Source organism: Mesorhizobium sp. ORM8.1, assembly GCF_053005525.2.
In genome coordinates, this window is the sequence record NZ_CM132600.1 from 679,341 (window position 1) to 692,647 (window position 13,307).

The 13,307-nt window shown below is 63.4% G+C and carries 14 protein-coding genes and 1 pseudogene; 9 read left to right on the plus strand and 6 right to left on the minus strand.

Features of this window, described 5'->3' with window-relative positions:
• The first annotated feature begins 63 nt into the window (after positions 1–63).
• A complete protein-coding gene (locus tag ACVDG8_RS03455) occupies positions 64–363 on the plus strand; it encodes a BrnT family toxin (protein ID WP_447253439.1) in 300 nt (99 codons plus the stop codon).
• Positions 341–664: a BrnA antitoxin family protein gene (locus ACVDG8_RS03460; RefSeq protein ID WP_447253440.1), complete on the plus strand. Its 324-nt coding sequence runs from the start codon at positions 341–343 to the stop codon at positions 662–664. Before ACVDG8_RS03455 ends, ACVDG8_RS03460 begins: the two co-directional genes overlap by 23 nt.
• 9 nt (positions 665–673) lie before the next feature.
• Here the strand turns inward: ACVDG8_RS03460 and ACVDG8_RS03465 are convergent, their stop codons facing one another.
• The 5 genes from ACVDG8_RS03465 to ACVDG8_RS03485 all read right to left on the minus strand — a co-directional run bounded on the left by ACVDG8_RS03465 (position 674) and on the right by ACVDG8_RS03485 (position 5,824).
• Positions 674–1,339 carry a TIGR02117 family protein gene (locus ACVDG8_RS03465; protein ID WP_447253441.1) on the minus strand — a complete coding sequence of 222 codons (666 nt, stop codon included), beginning with the start codon at positions 1,337–1,339 and terminating at the stop codon, positions 674–676.
• 168 nt (positions 1,340–1,507) lie between these two features.
• Complete coding sequence (locus ACVDG8_RS03470) at positions 1,508–2,257, minus strand: amino acid ABC transporter ATP-binding protein (RefSeq protein ID WP_176477089.1); 750 nt, start codon at positions 2,255–2,257, stop codon at positions 1,508–1,510.
• 126 nt (positions 2,258–2,383) lie between these two features.
• A complete protein-coding gene (locus ACVDG8_RS03475; RefSeq protein WP_447253442.1) occupies positions 2,384–3,541 on the minus strand; it encodes an amino acid ABC transporter permease in 1,158 nt (385 codons plus the stop codon).
• Positions 3,542–3,545: 4 nt separating this feature from the next.
• Positions 3,546–4,733: an amino acid ABC transporter permease gene (locus ACVDG8_RS03480; protein ID WP_447253443.1), complete on the minus strand. Its 1,188-nt coding sequence runs from the start codon at positions 4,731–4,733 to the stop codon at positions 3,546–3,548.
• A 62-nt stretch (positions 4,734–4,795) separates the two neighbouring features.
• The gene (locus ACVDG8_RS03485; RefSeq protein ID WP_447253444.1) at positions 4,796–5,824 is read right to left on the minus strand and encodes an amino acid ABC transporter substrate-binding protein; all 1,029 of its coding nucleotides are present in this window, start codon (positions 5,822–5,824) and stop codon (positions 4,796–4,798) included.
• A gap of 480 nt (positions 5,825–6,304) precedes the next feature.
• On the opposite strand from ACVDG8_RS03485, the gene ACVDG8_RS03490 reads away from it, so the two are divergent.
• The 4 genes from ACVDG8_RS03490 to ACVDG8_RS03505 all read left to right on the plus strand — a co-directional run bounded on the left by ACVDG8_RS03490 (position 6,305) and on the right by ACVDG8_RS03505 (position 9,226).
• Positions 6,305–7,471, plus strand: a complete 1,167-nt coding sequence (locus ACVDG8_RS03490; RefSeq protein ID WP_447253445.1) for a cystathionine beta-lyase — start codon at positions 6,305–6,307, stop codon at positions 7,469–7,471.
• A gap of 195 nt (positions 7,472–7,666) precedes the next feature.
• Positions 7,667–8,311, plus strand: a complete 645-nt coding sequence (locus ACVDG8_RS03495; protein WP_455707533.1) for an RNA polymerase sigma factor — start codon at positions 7,667–7,669, stop codon at positions 8,309–8,311.
• 91 nt (positions 8,312–8,402) lie between these two features.
• Complete coding sequence (locus tag ACVDG8_RS03500; protein ID WP_447253447.1) at positions 8,403–8,927, plus strand: DUF4142 domain-containing protein; 525 nt, start codon at positions 8,403–8,405, stop codon at positions 8,925–8,927.
• The gene (locus ACVDG8_RS03505; protein WP_447253448.1) at positions 8,924–9,226 is read left to right on the plus strand and encodes a cupredoxin domain-containing protein; all 303 of its coding nucleotides are present in this window, start codon (positions 8,924–8,926) and stop codon (positions 9,224–9,226) included. The genes ACVDG8_RS03500 and ACVDG8_RS03505 overlap by 4 nt, the downstream gene beginning before the upstream one ends.
• Before the next feature lie 55 nt (positions 9,227–9,281).
• Here ACVDG8_RS03505 and ACVDG8_RS03510 read toward each other — a convergent pair whose 3' ends face one another.
• On the minus strand, positions 9,282–9,899 hold the full coding sequence (locus ACVDG8_RS03510) for a CGNR zinc finger domain-containing protein (RefSeq protein ID WP_447253449.1): 618 nt from the start codon (positions 9,897–9,899) through the stop codon (positions 9,282–9,284).
• A 161-nt stretch (positions 9,900–10,060) separates the two neighbouring features.
• Here ACVDG8_RS03510 and ACVDG8_RS03515 point away from each other — a divergent pair, with 161 nt between their 5' ends.
• From ACVDG8_RS03515 to ACVDG8_RS03525, 3 genes and pseudogenes are all read left to right on the plus strand, one after another.
• Positions 10,061–10,744 carry an alpha/beta fold hydrolase gene (locus tag ACVDG8_RS03515; protein WP_447253450.1) on the plus strand — a complete coding sequence of 228 codons (684 nt, stop codon included), beginning with the start codon at positions 10,061–10,063 and terminating at the stop codon, positions 10,742–10,744.
• Positions 10,745–10,797: 53 nt separating this feature from the next.
• Entirely contained in the window at positions 10,798–11,640 is an 843-nt protein-coding gene (locus tag ACVDG8_RS03520) for an alpha/beta fold hydrolase (RefSeq protein WP_447253451.1), read from the plus strand.
• Between the two features lie 538 nt (positions 11,641–12,178).
• A pseudogene (locus ACVDG8_RS03525) lies at positions 12,179–13,218 on the plus strand (HPP family protein); the annotation flags it as partial.
• Between the last annotated feature and the right edge of the window lie 89 nt (positions 13,219–13,307).

Sequence of the window (13,307 nt, forward strand, 5' to 3'; positions counted from 1 at the left end):
ACGTCGCGGCAAGTCGCCTTGATCTAATGACTATTTGTAGTTACATTTTTGTGGTTGAACCATATGGAAGAACTCCGATTTGAATGGGATGCGGAAAAGGCTAGGTCAAATCTGCGCAAACACGGAGTGACTTTCGAGACTGCCGTTCGCGTTTTCGCCGATCCCTTCGCATTGATGGAACAGGACAGAGTCGAGAACGGCGAATACCGCTGGCAAACGACAGGCGTGGTTGATGGCGCACTCGTATTGTTGGTTGTCCACGCCGACCGGGAAGAAGATGGGATAGAAGTGGTCCGGCTGATTTCGGCACGACGGGCGACGAAAGCGGAAAGACGACATTATGAGCAAAACCGTTCGATATAAATTCGATCCGACAAATCCGCCCCGGCTAACGGAAGCCCAGAAGGCTGAAATCGCAGGTCTGAAGGCGCGACCGGAGGAGGATGTCGATACCAGCGATATTCCGGAATTGACGGAAGAGTTCTGGCAAAAGGCAGTTCGAAATCGGTATTTCAAACCGATCAAGCAGCAGCTGACCCTGCGTCTCGATTCCGATGTTGTTGCCTGGTTCAAAGAGCACACGCCAGACGGTCGTGGCTATCAGAGCGCGATCAATAAGGCGTTGCGGGAATATGTGACGAAGCACGACCGCAAAGCGGGCTAGATAGATAGTCTAATCATACAACCCCATCGACCACCACAGCGACACTGGCAACGGGTTCCACCACCCTGTCCGCAGGCCGGCAACGCGCAGTCCCGCCGCTGTCCAGGTATTGCAGCCGACCAGCGCGTTGAAATGGCCGTTGGCCTCGTAAAACCGGTCGAAGGTGGAATAGCCGGCATTGTCGATCAGCATCGGGCCGTTCGGCCCCTGCTGGAAACTCGCCGCGATATAGTCGAGCAGCGCTGCAAAATGCGCTTCGTCGATGTCGAAGCCGGCGACGTCGGGATGCGGCTCCTTGATGGCTCCGGCGATATCGACATGCATCACCGAGACGTCGAGCGTCAGCGCCTTGAACGCCGGCGAGGCCTTCAACTCAGACCAGGTCGGCGTCTCCAGATAGAAGGCCCGGCCGCCCCAGCCGAAGACGATGTAGCGCGCCTCCGGTGCGTCGGTGGGCAATCCGGCCTCGGCAAGGAAGGCGAAGCGCTGGCGGACGCCGCCATCGATGGGAATGGCGATATCGGTGTGGATCGCGTTCTTCAGCACCAATATGTGCCGTGTGCCCTCGCCCGCGGCTGCCGCCGGCCAGAGCGGGCGCGGCACCAGCGTGCCGAGTGCGGCGGCCAGTGCCACTGCTGCCACCAGCATCGCAATGTATCGCAGGGCTCTTCTCATCGGGCGCGGTAAGTCGGTCGCCTCGTGACTTCCATGCCCTGACGTCCGCCATAGGATGCGGCGGTGCAGAATTCTGAACCGCCGCAACGCCTTAGCGTCACGGCATGGATCCTAGGGTCTGCGCGCGTCGCTTCGCTCCTTGCTTCGCCCTAGGATGACGAGGGCGCTTCAGTGCAATATCTGGCTGAGGAACAGTTTGGTGCGCTCATGGCGTGGATGGTCGAAGAACTCGGCCGGCGTGTTCTGCTCGACGATCTGACCCTGGTCCATGAAGATCACCCGGTTGGCGACCTTGCGGGCAAAACCCATCTCGTGCGTGACGCACAGCATCGTCATGCCTTCCTCGGCAAGACCCACCATCGTCTCCAGCACTTCCTTGATCATCTCGGGATCAAGCGCCGAGGTCGGCTCGTCGAACAGCATGATGCGCGGGTTCATGCACAGCGAACGCGCGATCGCCACGCGCTGCTGCTGACCGCCCGACAGCTGTCCCGGATATTTGTTGGCCTGCTCCGGGATCTTCACGCGCTTCAGGAAATGCATGGCGATCTCTTCGGCCTGCTTCTTCGGCATCTTGCGCACCCAGATCGGCGCCAGAGTGCAGTTCTCCAGGATGGTCAGATGCGGGAACAGGTTGAAGTGCTGGAACACCATGCCGACCTCGCGGCGCACCTCGTCGATCTTCTTCAGATCATTGGTGAGTTCCTTGCCGTCGACGATGATCTTACCCTTCTGGTGCTCCTCCAGCCGGTTGATGCAGCGGATCATGGTCGACTTGCCGGAGCCGGACGGGCCGCAAATGACGATGCGCTCGCCGCGCATCACCTTGAGGTTGATGTCCTTCAGGACATGGAACTCGCCATACCATTTGTGCATGCCGACGATGTCGATGGCGACATCGGTGGTCGAGATGTGCATCTTCTTGACGTCGACCTTGATCTCTTCGGCGCTGACGGCGTTCTCGATGGCCATGCCAAATTCCCCTTTATTGTTGCATTTGATGCATGTCGCCCAAAACCGCTACACACTTTTGGGCGACATACATCAGCGTTTGTAACCGGTGTCGAGCCGGCGTTCGGTGTACATTGAATAGCGCGACATGCCGAAGCAGAACAACCAGAACACGAAGGCGGCAAAGATCAGGCCGGATTTCGGGGTCTGCGGCGAAGCCCAGTTGGGGTCCGCGAAATTCTGCTTGACCACGCCCAGCAGGTCGAACATCGAGATGATGAGCACCAGGCTGGTGTCCTTGAACATGCCGATGAAGGTGTTGACGATGCCGGGGATAACCAGCTTCAGCGCCTGCGGCAGCACGATCAGGCCCATCTTCTGCCAGTAGCCGAGGCCGAGCGAGTCCGCACCCTCATATTGCCCCTTCGGGATCGCCTGCAGGCCGCCACGGATCACCTCCGCCATGTAGGCGGCGGCAAACAGTGACACGCCGATCAGCGCCCGCAGATACTTGTCGAAGCTCACGCCCTCGGGAAGGAACAGCGGCAGCATGACGCTGGCAAAAAACAGCACGACGATCAGCGGGATGCCGCGCACCGTCTCGATGAAGAAGATGCTTAGCGTTTTGATGATCGGCATCTTCGAACGTCTGCCGAGCGCCAGCACAATGCCGAGCGGCAACGATACTGCGATGCCGACGAAGGAAAGGCTGAGCGTGACGAGGAGACCGCCCCAACGCGGCGTCTCGACATGCGGCAACCCGAACATGCCCCCGACCAGCAGGAAGAAGGCTACGATCGGCAGCACCGCAAAGAGCAGGATGGCGTTCAACCCCTTGCGCGGCACCCGCGGGATCAGCATCGGCACCAGCAGCGCCACGAACAGGATGGCGACCAGGATTGGCCGCCAACGCTCCTCGATCGGATAGGTGCCGAACATGAACTGGCCGAACTTGGCGTTGACGAAAGCCCAGCAGGCGCCGGTCCAGCCGTCGGGCCGGATGCCACCTTGCGCGGCGGTGGTGCACACCGTGCGATCCGGCCCCGTCCACTGCGCGTTGATAAACGCCCAGTTGACAACCTGCGGGACGATCCAGGCAATGATGGCGATGCCGAGGACGGTGAGGATGATGTCCCCGACCGAGCCGATCAGATTCTTGCGCACCCAGGCATAGGCGCCGCTTTCGCTGGGCGGCGCCGGCTGGGCGAGAGCCATCTCGGTGCGCACCCAAGCCATGTCGTGTTCCTGCATGGCCCTACCTCTCCACCAGCGCCATTCTGGCGTTGACGATATTCATGACAAAGGACGTCACCAGGCTCAGCACCAGATAGGCGATCATCATGATGAAAACGCCCTCGACCGCCTGCCCCGTCTGGTTGAGCACGGTGCCGGCGGTCGCGGTGAGATCGGGATAGCCGATGGCGATCGCGAGCGACGAATTCTTGGTCAGGTTCAGATATTGGCTGGTGAGCGGCGGGATGACGATGCGCATCGCCTGCGGCACCACCACCAGGCGCAGGATCGGGCCGGAACGCAGGCCGAGTGCACCGGCAGCCTCGCTCTGTCCTTTGCTGACGCCCCTGATGCCGGCGCGCACGATCTCGGCGATGAAGGCCGCCGTGTAGAAGGAGAGCGCCAAAAGCAGCGACAGGAACTCCGGCTTGATCCAGAAGCCGCCGGTCAGGTTGAAGGTCGACTGCTTCGGAAAATCGAAGCTGAGCGGCATGCCGCCGAACAGGAAGGCGAGCACCGGCAGGCCGACGATCAGGCCGACCGACGTCCAGAACACCGGGAACTGCTGGCCCGTCGCCAATTGCCGTTGGCGCGCCTTGCGGGCGGCGAACCAGGCCATGGCGAGCGCGAGCAGGAAAGCGACGCCGATCAGCCAGGAGCCGTCACCCCACACGGCGCGCGGCAAATAGAAACCGCGCTGATTTAGGAACGAGCCGAAAGGCAAATGGATGCTGTCGCGCGGCGCCGGCAGCACCGCCAGCACGCCCGAATACCAGAAGAAGATGACCAGCAGTGGCGGGATGTTGCGGAAGATCTCGACATAGACCGTGCAGATCTTGCGGATCAGCCAGTTGTGCGACAGCCGACCGATGCCCACCGTGAAGCCGACGATGGTGGCAAGGACGATGCCGGCGACCGCGACGATGATCGTGTTGAGCAGGCCGACGACGAGCGCGCGGAAATAGGTCGAGTCCGATGTGTAGGCAATCGGCGTGTCGGAGATGTCGAAGCCGGCCCTGCTCCTGAGGAACTGGAAGCCTGACGCAATGTGCAGGCGCTGGAGGTTCTCGATGACGTTGTTGACGATCCACCAGATCGAGCCAAAGAGAAGGATCACGACCAGGGTCTGAAAGAACAGGCCGCGTATTCTCGGGTCATTGATGAAGGAGCTTCGACTCGGCTCCTCGCGAAGGATTTCCTGCGAAGCCATGGACCGTCCCCTGGAAAGAGAAACCGGGAGCCAGACGATCTGGCTCCCGGATCAATTTTCGATCAGCGGATCGGCGGGCCATATTGCAGGCCGCCCTTGGTCCACAGCGCGTTGATGCCGCGTGCGATCTTGAGCGGGCTGCCCGAGCCGACATTGCGTTCGAACATTTCACCGTAATTGCCGACAGCCTTGACGATGTTGACCACCCAGTCGTTGGAGAGGCCGAGATCGGCGCCGTACTTGCCATCCGGCTCGGTGCCGAGAAGACGCTGGATGTTCGGGTCGTTCGAGGTCTTCATCTCGTCGACATTGGCCTGCGTGACGCCGGCTTCCTCGGCGTTGAGCAGCGCGAAATAGGTCCAGCGCGCGATATGCGCCCACTGGTCGTCGCCCTGGCGCACGGCCGGGCCGAGCGGCTCCTTGGAGATGATCTCGGGTAGCACGACATGGTCGGCCGGCGAGGACAGCGTCAGGCGGATGCCGTAGAGGCCCGACTGGTCGGTGGTATAGGCGTCGCAGCGGCCGGAATCATAGGCGGCGTTGACCTCTTCCAGCTTCTCGAAGACGACGGGGTTGTACTCCATCTTGTTCTTCTTGAAGTAGTCGGCGAGGTTGAGCTCGGTCGTCGTGCCGCTCTGCACGCAGACGGCGGCGCCCGAAAGCTGCAGCGCCGAATTCACGCCCGGCAGCTTCTTGGCGTTGATCATGAAGCCCTGGCCGTCATAGTAGGTGACGCCGACGAAATCGAGGCCGAGCGCGCTGTCGCGGTTGCTGGTCCAGGTGGTGTTGCGCGACAGGATGTCGATCTCGCCTGACTGCAGCGCGGTGAACCGCTCCTTGGCGCTGAGCGGCGTGAACTTGACCTTGGTGGCGTCGCCGAAGACGGCGGCCGCGACGGCGCGGCAGAAATCGGCGTCAATGCCCTTCCAGTCGCCCTTGTCGTCCGGCGCGGAGAAGCCGGCCAGACCTGTCGAGACGCCGCACTGGATGAAGCCCTTCTGCTTGACGGTGTCGAGCGTGCTGGCCGACGCGGCCGACGCCGTGAAGCCGAGCGCCGCGACGCCAAGAATGCCCAATGCAATGTGTTTCATGACCCACAGACCCTTTTCTGTTACAGGCACCCCTGCTCCCAGGTGGCGCTTGATCTTTTTTCGTATCTGAATGCAGCTCCCACTTTAAGGCCCACTCCCGGACCCGCACCGTTGGCGATGCACTGCCTCCCATTCACGAAACGCATCGAAGGCGATTATTCCTGTGAGGTCAAGGGAAATGACCGTTTCACGACAGGTTTGAAAAGCAATTGCCGCAAATGCCTGAATTGCAGACAAGGGCACCAGGAAACCGGCAAGCGGTGCAAACAAATCGGTCAAATGCGACAGGCCAAACCGGGGGCCTAAGCCAGAATCCGCTTGCCCAATAGCAAGCCGTTATTGAGCGGGCAGGCACCTGGATTGGCCCAGCGGAAGACCGGCTTTTGGCGGACCCGCGGCGGTTGCGCGGCCTTTGCCGGCGCTCTATGGCTCTCCTCCTGACATCATTTGACCCCTGACATTATTGGCTGGCGACGAACCATGGCAAAAGACGGCATTGAAATGGGCATCAACACGCTGCTTGCCCATTCCGGCAACAACCCGCGCGACTATTTCGGCTTCATCAACCCGCCTGTCGTGCACGCCTCGACCGTGCTCTATCCCGACGCCGCGTCGATGGCCGGCCGCAGCCAGAAATACACCTACGGCACGCGCGGCACGCCGACCATGGATGCGCTCACGCTCGCCGTCGACGCGCTCGAAGGCTCCGCTGGCACGATCGCGGTGCCTTCGGGGCTGGCGGCGGTGACGGTGCCGCTGATCGCCTTCCTCGGCGCCGGCGACCATCTGTTGATCGTCGACAGCGTCTACCACCCGACGCGCCACTTCGCCGACACGATGCTGAAGCGGCTGGGTGTCGAGGTCGAATACTACGCGCCGCGCATCGGCGCTGGCATCGCTTCGCTGATCAAGCCCAACACCAAGGTCGCGTTCACCGAATCGCCGGGGTCGAACACCTATGAGGTGCAGGACATTCCGGCCATCGCCAAGGCCGCGCATGCGGCCGGCGCCATCGTCATGATGGACAACACCTGGGCGACGCCGCTCTATTTCAAGCCGCTCGACCATGGCGTCGACATTTCGATCCACGCGGCGACGAAATATCCGGCCGGCCATTCCGACGTGCTGCTCGGCCTGGTCTCGGCACACGAGGCTTGCTGGAGCCAGCTCTACGACAGTTTCTGCACGCTGGGCTGCTGTTCCGGTCCCGACGACATCTACCAGGTGCTGCGCGGCCTGCGCACCATGGGGGTGCGGCTCGAGCATCACCGCAAGAGCACGCTTGAAATCGCGCGTTGGCTGGAGAAACAGCCGGGCGTGGCGCAGGTGCTGTACCCGGCGCTGGAGAGCCATCCGGACCATGCGCTCTGGAAGCGCGATTTTTCCGGCTCCAGCGGTGTGTTCTCAATCGTGCTCGATGGCGGCGGGCAGAAAGCGCAGCACGCTTTCCTCGACGCGCTGAAGCTTTTCGGCCTCGGCTATTCGTGGGGCGGCTATGAGAGCCTGGCGGTGCCGGTGTTCCTCGGCGACCGCACCGTCGCCAAGGAAGCTTACGCCGGCTCGCTGGTGCGCCTGCAGATTGGGCTTGAGGACGTCGAGGATCTCAAGGCCGACCTTTTGCGCGGGCTCGCGGCGGCCATGGGCTGATCGGCGGCGGGGCCGCCGCAGACAAGGCTGCGCCAAAGCGATAGCATGGCCGTGCAACAGGCTCGGGAACCTTTGTCAGCAGGCGCATCCAATCGCCGGATGTGATGCCTCTCCGGGAGATCGGGGCCAGATGAGAAAGCGCGCTATGCATGTGGCCGCTGCCCAAGCGGCCGGGATTGAGCTGAGGCCGGCGACATGGCGCTGGTGCACCGGGCCCTTGCGCGCGAGCCGGACGCCTTCCGCGCCATCATCAAGGCGCACAACCAGCGGCTCTATCGCATCGCGCGGGGCGTAGTGCGCAACGACGCCGAAGCCGAGGACATCGTGCAGGAGGCCTATATGCGCGCCTTCGCCGGTCTCGATGCCTTTCGCGGCGAGGCCTCGTTAGCCACATGGCTGTCGCGCATCGTCATCAACGAGGCGCTTGGCCGACTGCGCAAGCGCAAGCGCAATGTGCCGATGCCGGAGAACCCGGAGGCCCAGATCATCCGGTTTCCCCTGAACCCAAACGACTTGAATCCAGGCGACGATCCGGAGCGGACGATGGCGCAGCGGCAGATCCTGAGGCTTGTCGAACGGGCGACCGACAGCCTTCCCGACGTCTATCGCACCGTCTTCGTCGCGCGCGTCATCGAGGGGCTCAGCATCGAGGAAACCGCCGAGCTCCTGGGCGTGCGGCCTGAGACGGTAAAGACGCGCCTGCACCGCGCGCGAGCGCAGATGCGCAAGGCGCTGGAGGACGAGATCGGCCCGGTGCTGCTCGACGCTTTCCCCTTCGCCGGCCGACGCTGCGAACGGCTGACCCATGAGGTGATGAAGCGCCTGGGTTTCGAGGCCTAATTTTCCGGGAACGTTTCGCCCCTCCCCGCATCCAATGGCCGTCAACCCCCAATCAAGCCCGAAGCCATGCGCGGCGGGCGAAGGAGATGCCATGTTCATGCGACCGACCGCGGCCCTGGCCGCTCTTTTCCTCGTCAGCGCCTCGCCGCTGGCGCATGCCGCCGACAAACCCACCGACCCACAGATCGCGCATATCGCCTACACGGCTGGCACGATCGATATCGAGGCGGCAAAGCAGGCGATCAAGAAGTCGAAGAACAAGGAGATCGTCGCCTTCGCCAAGGACATGGAACGCGACCATGCGGCGGTGAACAAGCAGGCACTGGATCTTGTGAAGAAGCTGAAAGTCACGCCCGAGGACAATGACACCAGCAAGGCGCTGGCCAAGGCCGCGAAGGAAGAGCGCGCCAAGCTGGCGAAGCTGAAGGGTGCCGCCTTCGACAAGGCCTATATCGACAACGAGGTGGCCTATCACAAGCAGGTCGACAGCGCGCTCGAAACCCTGCTCATCCCTTCAGCCAGCAATGCCGAGCTGAAGGGCCTGCTCGAGACCGGGCTCAAGATCTTCCAGGGCCATGAGCAGCATGCCGAACACGTCGCCGGCATGATGAAATGAGGGCGGCGATTCTTGCCCTGGCGCTGGCGCTCAGCGTTTCGCCGGCGCTCGCCGCCACGGTGGAGGTGACGATCGACAAGCTGGTCTTCTCACCGGCCAGCGTCCAGGCCAAGGTCGGCGACACGATCGAATGGACGAACAAGGATGTGATCGCCCATACCGCGACGGTGAAAGGCAGCTGGGACGTGATGATCCCGGCGAAGTCGAAGGGCAAGGTCACGCTGAAGGCGGCGGGAGCGGTCGACTATTTCTGCCGCTTCCATCCCAACATGAAAGGCCATGTCGAGGTGGCCCCTTGATCAACAGCACAAGAGAGCGAGGCGCATCCGCGCCTCGCTCTCCGATAATGGCTACTTAGTGACGATCATCCTTGTGGCGGTGCCGGTGGGCGGCTTGCTTGGCGCGGTTGCCGCAGGCGGCCATGCTGCACCAGCGGCGCCGGTGGCCGCGTGTATGATCGACAAAGAGCAGCGTGCAGGCCGGGCCTTCGCAAGCCTTCACATGTGAAAAATCCTCGGTGCAGACGAAGCCGGCCAGCGCCTCGCCGATCGGCAGCAGCAACTGCTCCGGCGTGCGCCATTTGCGGCTCGTCTGAAGCGCGAACGGCGCGCCGCCACCAGCCGCCGCGATCCGGCTAAAAATTTCGTCGCGCTCCAGCAAGCGGTTGAGCGGGCCGAGTTCCTTCAGGTCCGCGGCGGTCAGCGCTTGCCCCTTGCGCGCCTGCACAAAGCCCCGGAACCATTCGCGCAGATGCCGCGCCTGGTCGGCGACGTTGTCGAGCTCGCCGGGCAGCGCGCGCCCACGCATGGTCGCCAGCACATCCGCCGGCACGAGCCGCGCCTGTCCCAGCCAGTCGAGCAAGCCCTCACCGTCGCCGATCCAGTCGACGGGCGTGTCGAGCGGCGTCGCGACCGAGTTCAGGAAATCAAGGCCGGGCGCGTCGCCGACAAAAAGCGCGGGTGAGCGATCCATTCGCAACTCCATTCCTCGCCGGCAGCGGCAAGCCGCGGGCTTCCTTCGAGAACACGATCTGGTGATAACCGGTTTGAAGCCTCTTGACAAGTTATCACCTGAGACAGTAACCGCTTTGAAAGCAACAAACGGGTTACGGATCAAAATTGGAGGAAACGGCAATGACCGTGACCGATAAAACCATCGTGCTTGTCCACGGCGCCTGGGCCGACGGGTCGAGCTGGGCGAAGGTCATCGCGCCGCTTGCCGCGCAGGGCTTCAAGGTCGTGGCGGCGCCGTTGCCGCTGACATCCTTCGAGGACGACGTCGCGGCCCTCGAGCGGACGATCGAACGCGTCGACGGACCGGTCATCCTGGCAGGTCATGCCTATGCCGGCGCGGTTGTCGGCGCGACGCGCAGCGAGAAGACCAAGGCGCTGGTCTATGTCGCGGCACTTGCGCCCGACGAAGGCGAGACGGTGGCCGATGTTTTCTACCGCGCCGAACCGCATGCCCAGGCGCCGAAACTCGCGCCGGATGCGCATGGGCTGATCTACCTGCCAGACGAGGCCTTTGCCGCCGTCTTCTCCCAAAATGCCTCGGCGGAAGAGCTGTCGGCTCTGCGTGCGGTCCAGCGGCCGATCTCGCCGGCCTGCATCCCGGTGCCGGTGAAGCGGCCGCTGTGGCGGGGCCGGCCAGGGTGGTTCCTGATCGCCGAGGACGACCGCATGATTGCCGCCGACACGCAGCGCTTCATGGCGGCGCGCATGAAGGCGCGCACACGCGCGCTGCCGCTCGACCACATGCCGATGGTCACCGCGCCCGACGCCGTCGTCGAGATAATCCTCGAAGCTGCAAAGGCCTGACGCGAGATAACCCTATTCAATCGAACAACCCAGTTACAACAACGGAGAGAAACATGACTTCTTACAGCACCGCGAACGTCGACGGCTTCACCATCTTCTATCGCGAAGCAGGCCAGCCCGGCGCGCCGAAACTGCTCTTGCTGCACGGCTTTCCAAGCTCCAGCCATATGTTCCGCGACCTCATCCCGCGGCTTGCCGACCGCTTCCATATCATTGCACCCGACCTGCCGGGCTTCGGCCGCTCCGACATGCCGCAGGCGAGCGAATTCACCTACAGCTTCGACCGCATCGCCGAGATCATCGACCGCTTCACCGAAGTGGTCGGCTTCGACCGCTACGCGCTCTATGTCTTCGACTATGGCGCGCCCACCGGTTTCCGGCTGGCGGTGAAACATCCTGAGCGGATTGCCGCCATCATCTCGCAGAACGGCAATGCCTATGAGGAGGGTCTGGGCGAGGACTGGAAGCCGATACAGGCCTATTGGCGCGATCCCTCGCCGGCCAACCGCGAGGCGCTGCGCCCCGCCTTCAAGCCGGAAGCCGTGGCCTGGCAGTATACGCATGGCGCGCCGGCGGGGCTGGTGTCGCCCGACGGCCATTCGCTCGACAGTTTCTATCTCAGCCGTCCCGGCGCGGAAGAGATTCAGCTCGACCTCTTCGGCGACTATAAGAGCAACGTCGCGCTCTACCCGGCCTTCCAGGCCTATTTCCGCACCCACAAGCCGCCTTTCCTTGCCATCTGGGGCAAGAACGATCCGTTCTTCCTGCCGCCCGACGCCGAGGCGTTCAAGCGCGACATGCCGGACGCGGTGGTGCGCTTCCTCGACACCGGCCATTTCGCGCTCGAAACCCATGCTGGCGAGATCGCGGCCGCCATCCTCGACTTCCACGGCTGATCAAGGAGAAATCGGCGTGAGATGATGAAACCCTGGAGGATGACATGATTGCCTGGGACAGTGTGACCCGCGCCCATGTTCAGCGCGCGATGCAAGAATACGACCGGCTGGGCGCGACGCGCTTTTTGCCGAGCACGGCTTTGCCCCGACCACGACCTATGAGCTTGTTTGGGAAGAGCGGACCTACCCGCCGAAAGCAATCCTGGGCACCGCCTATGAATTCGCCACGGGAAAGCGACTTGCCTCGACCGACTTCGAGGGCGGCAAGAGCGGCGCGGTCAAGGTGCTGGGCGGGCTCGGCTTCATCGTCCGCCCGAAGTGAGCGGCTTGCGGGCGGCGGGCTACCGGATCGATTCCGCAAAGCCGTCTAACGCCTTGGCGCGATTGGCAAAGAAGAGGCCGTTGGTGGCACGCCGTGGACGTCGCGCTGCGCAATAATATTCCCCGAAGCGGCGGCGATGCGGATTGGTTTGGCTTTCCAATTGCCGCCGTTGGCGGCATTGCCGGCAGCACGAAATTCCGTTCGACAGGACCCGCCATGGCGTTGCGCCTCTTTGTTCCGATCCTTGCCGGCGCCACGTTGCGCGAGCGGCTGATCGCCTGCATCGGCGCGGTGATCGCCATCGCGCTGACCGGCGTGATCAGCGGGCTGACGATGGGCAAGGGCGAATATGTCGCGATGCTGGTGGCGCCGGTCGGGGCGTCCGCCGTGCTGCTCTTCGCCGTGCCGTCGAGCCCGCTGGCGCAGCCTTGGTCGATCATCGGCGGCAACACCATCTCGGCACTGGTCGGCGTCACGGTGGCGCGTTTCGTGCATGACCCGGTGATCGCCTCCGGCCTCGCCGTGGCGTTGGCGATCGCCGCCATGTCGTTCACGCGCTCGCTGCATCCGCCGGGGGTGCCGCGGCACTGACCGGCGTGATCGGCGGGCCGGCCGTGGCCGCCGCCGGCTTCCTGTTCCCGTTCGTGCCGGTGGCGCTGAACTCGATCGTCCTGGTCGCGCTCGGCTTGCTGTTCCACAGATTGTCGCGACGCAACTATCCGCATGTGCATCAGCCGGCCGCCAACAATCACGGCACCACCGACCTGCCGCCCACGGCGCGCGTCGGCTTCCGGCCTGAGGACGTCGATGCCGCACTTGCCACGCTCGATGAGAGTTTCGACATCGATCGCGAAGACCTCGAAAGGCTGCTGCGCCAGGTCGAGCTGCAGGCAATGGTGCGCTCGCAGCGCACGCTTTTGTGCGGCGATATCATGTCGCGCGACGTGGTCTCTGTGCAGGAGACGGCCAGCGCCGACGACGCGCGCGGGCTTCTGCTCGACCATAACATCCGCACCTTGCCGGTCGTCGATGCCGGCGGGCGGGTCACTGGCGCGGTCGGCCTGCGCGAGCTGACCAAAGCCACCGACACGGTGAAAGGCGTGATGGCGAAAGCCGGCACCGCCTCGCCCGACACGCCGGCGATGAGCCTGCTGCCGGTGCTGACCGATGGCCGCAGCCATGCCGTGGTGATCGTCGACGGCGAGCGGCATATCATCGGCCTGATCACCCAGACCGACCTTCTGGCGGCGGCCGCGCCTGCAGCCGGCGCCGTTGAAAGCCGTGGCGTAACCGCTGTTGCCGCCGCCCACAGCCCGATCGAGCCGCCGCGAAGCGCCGCTTGCCT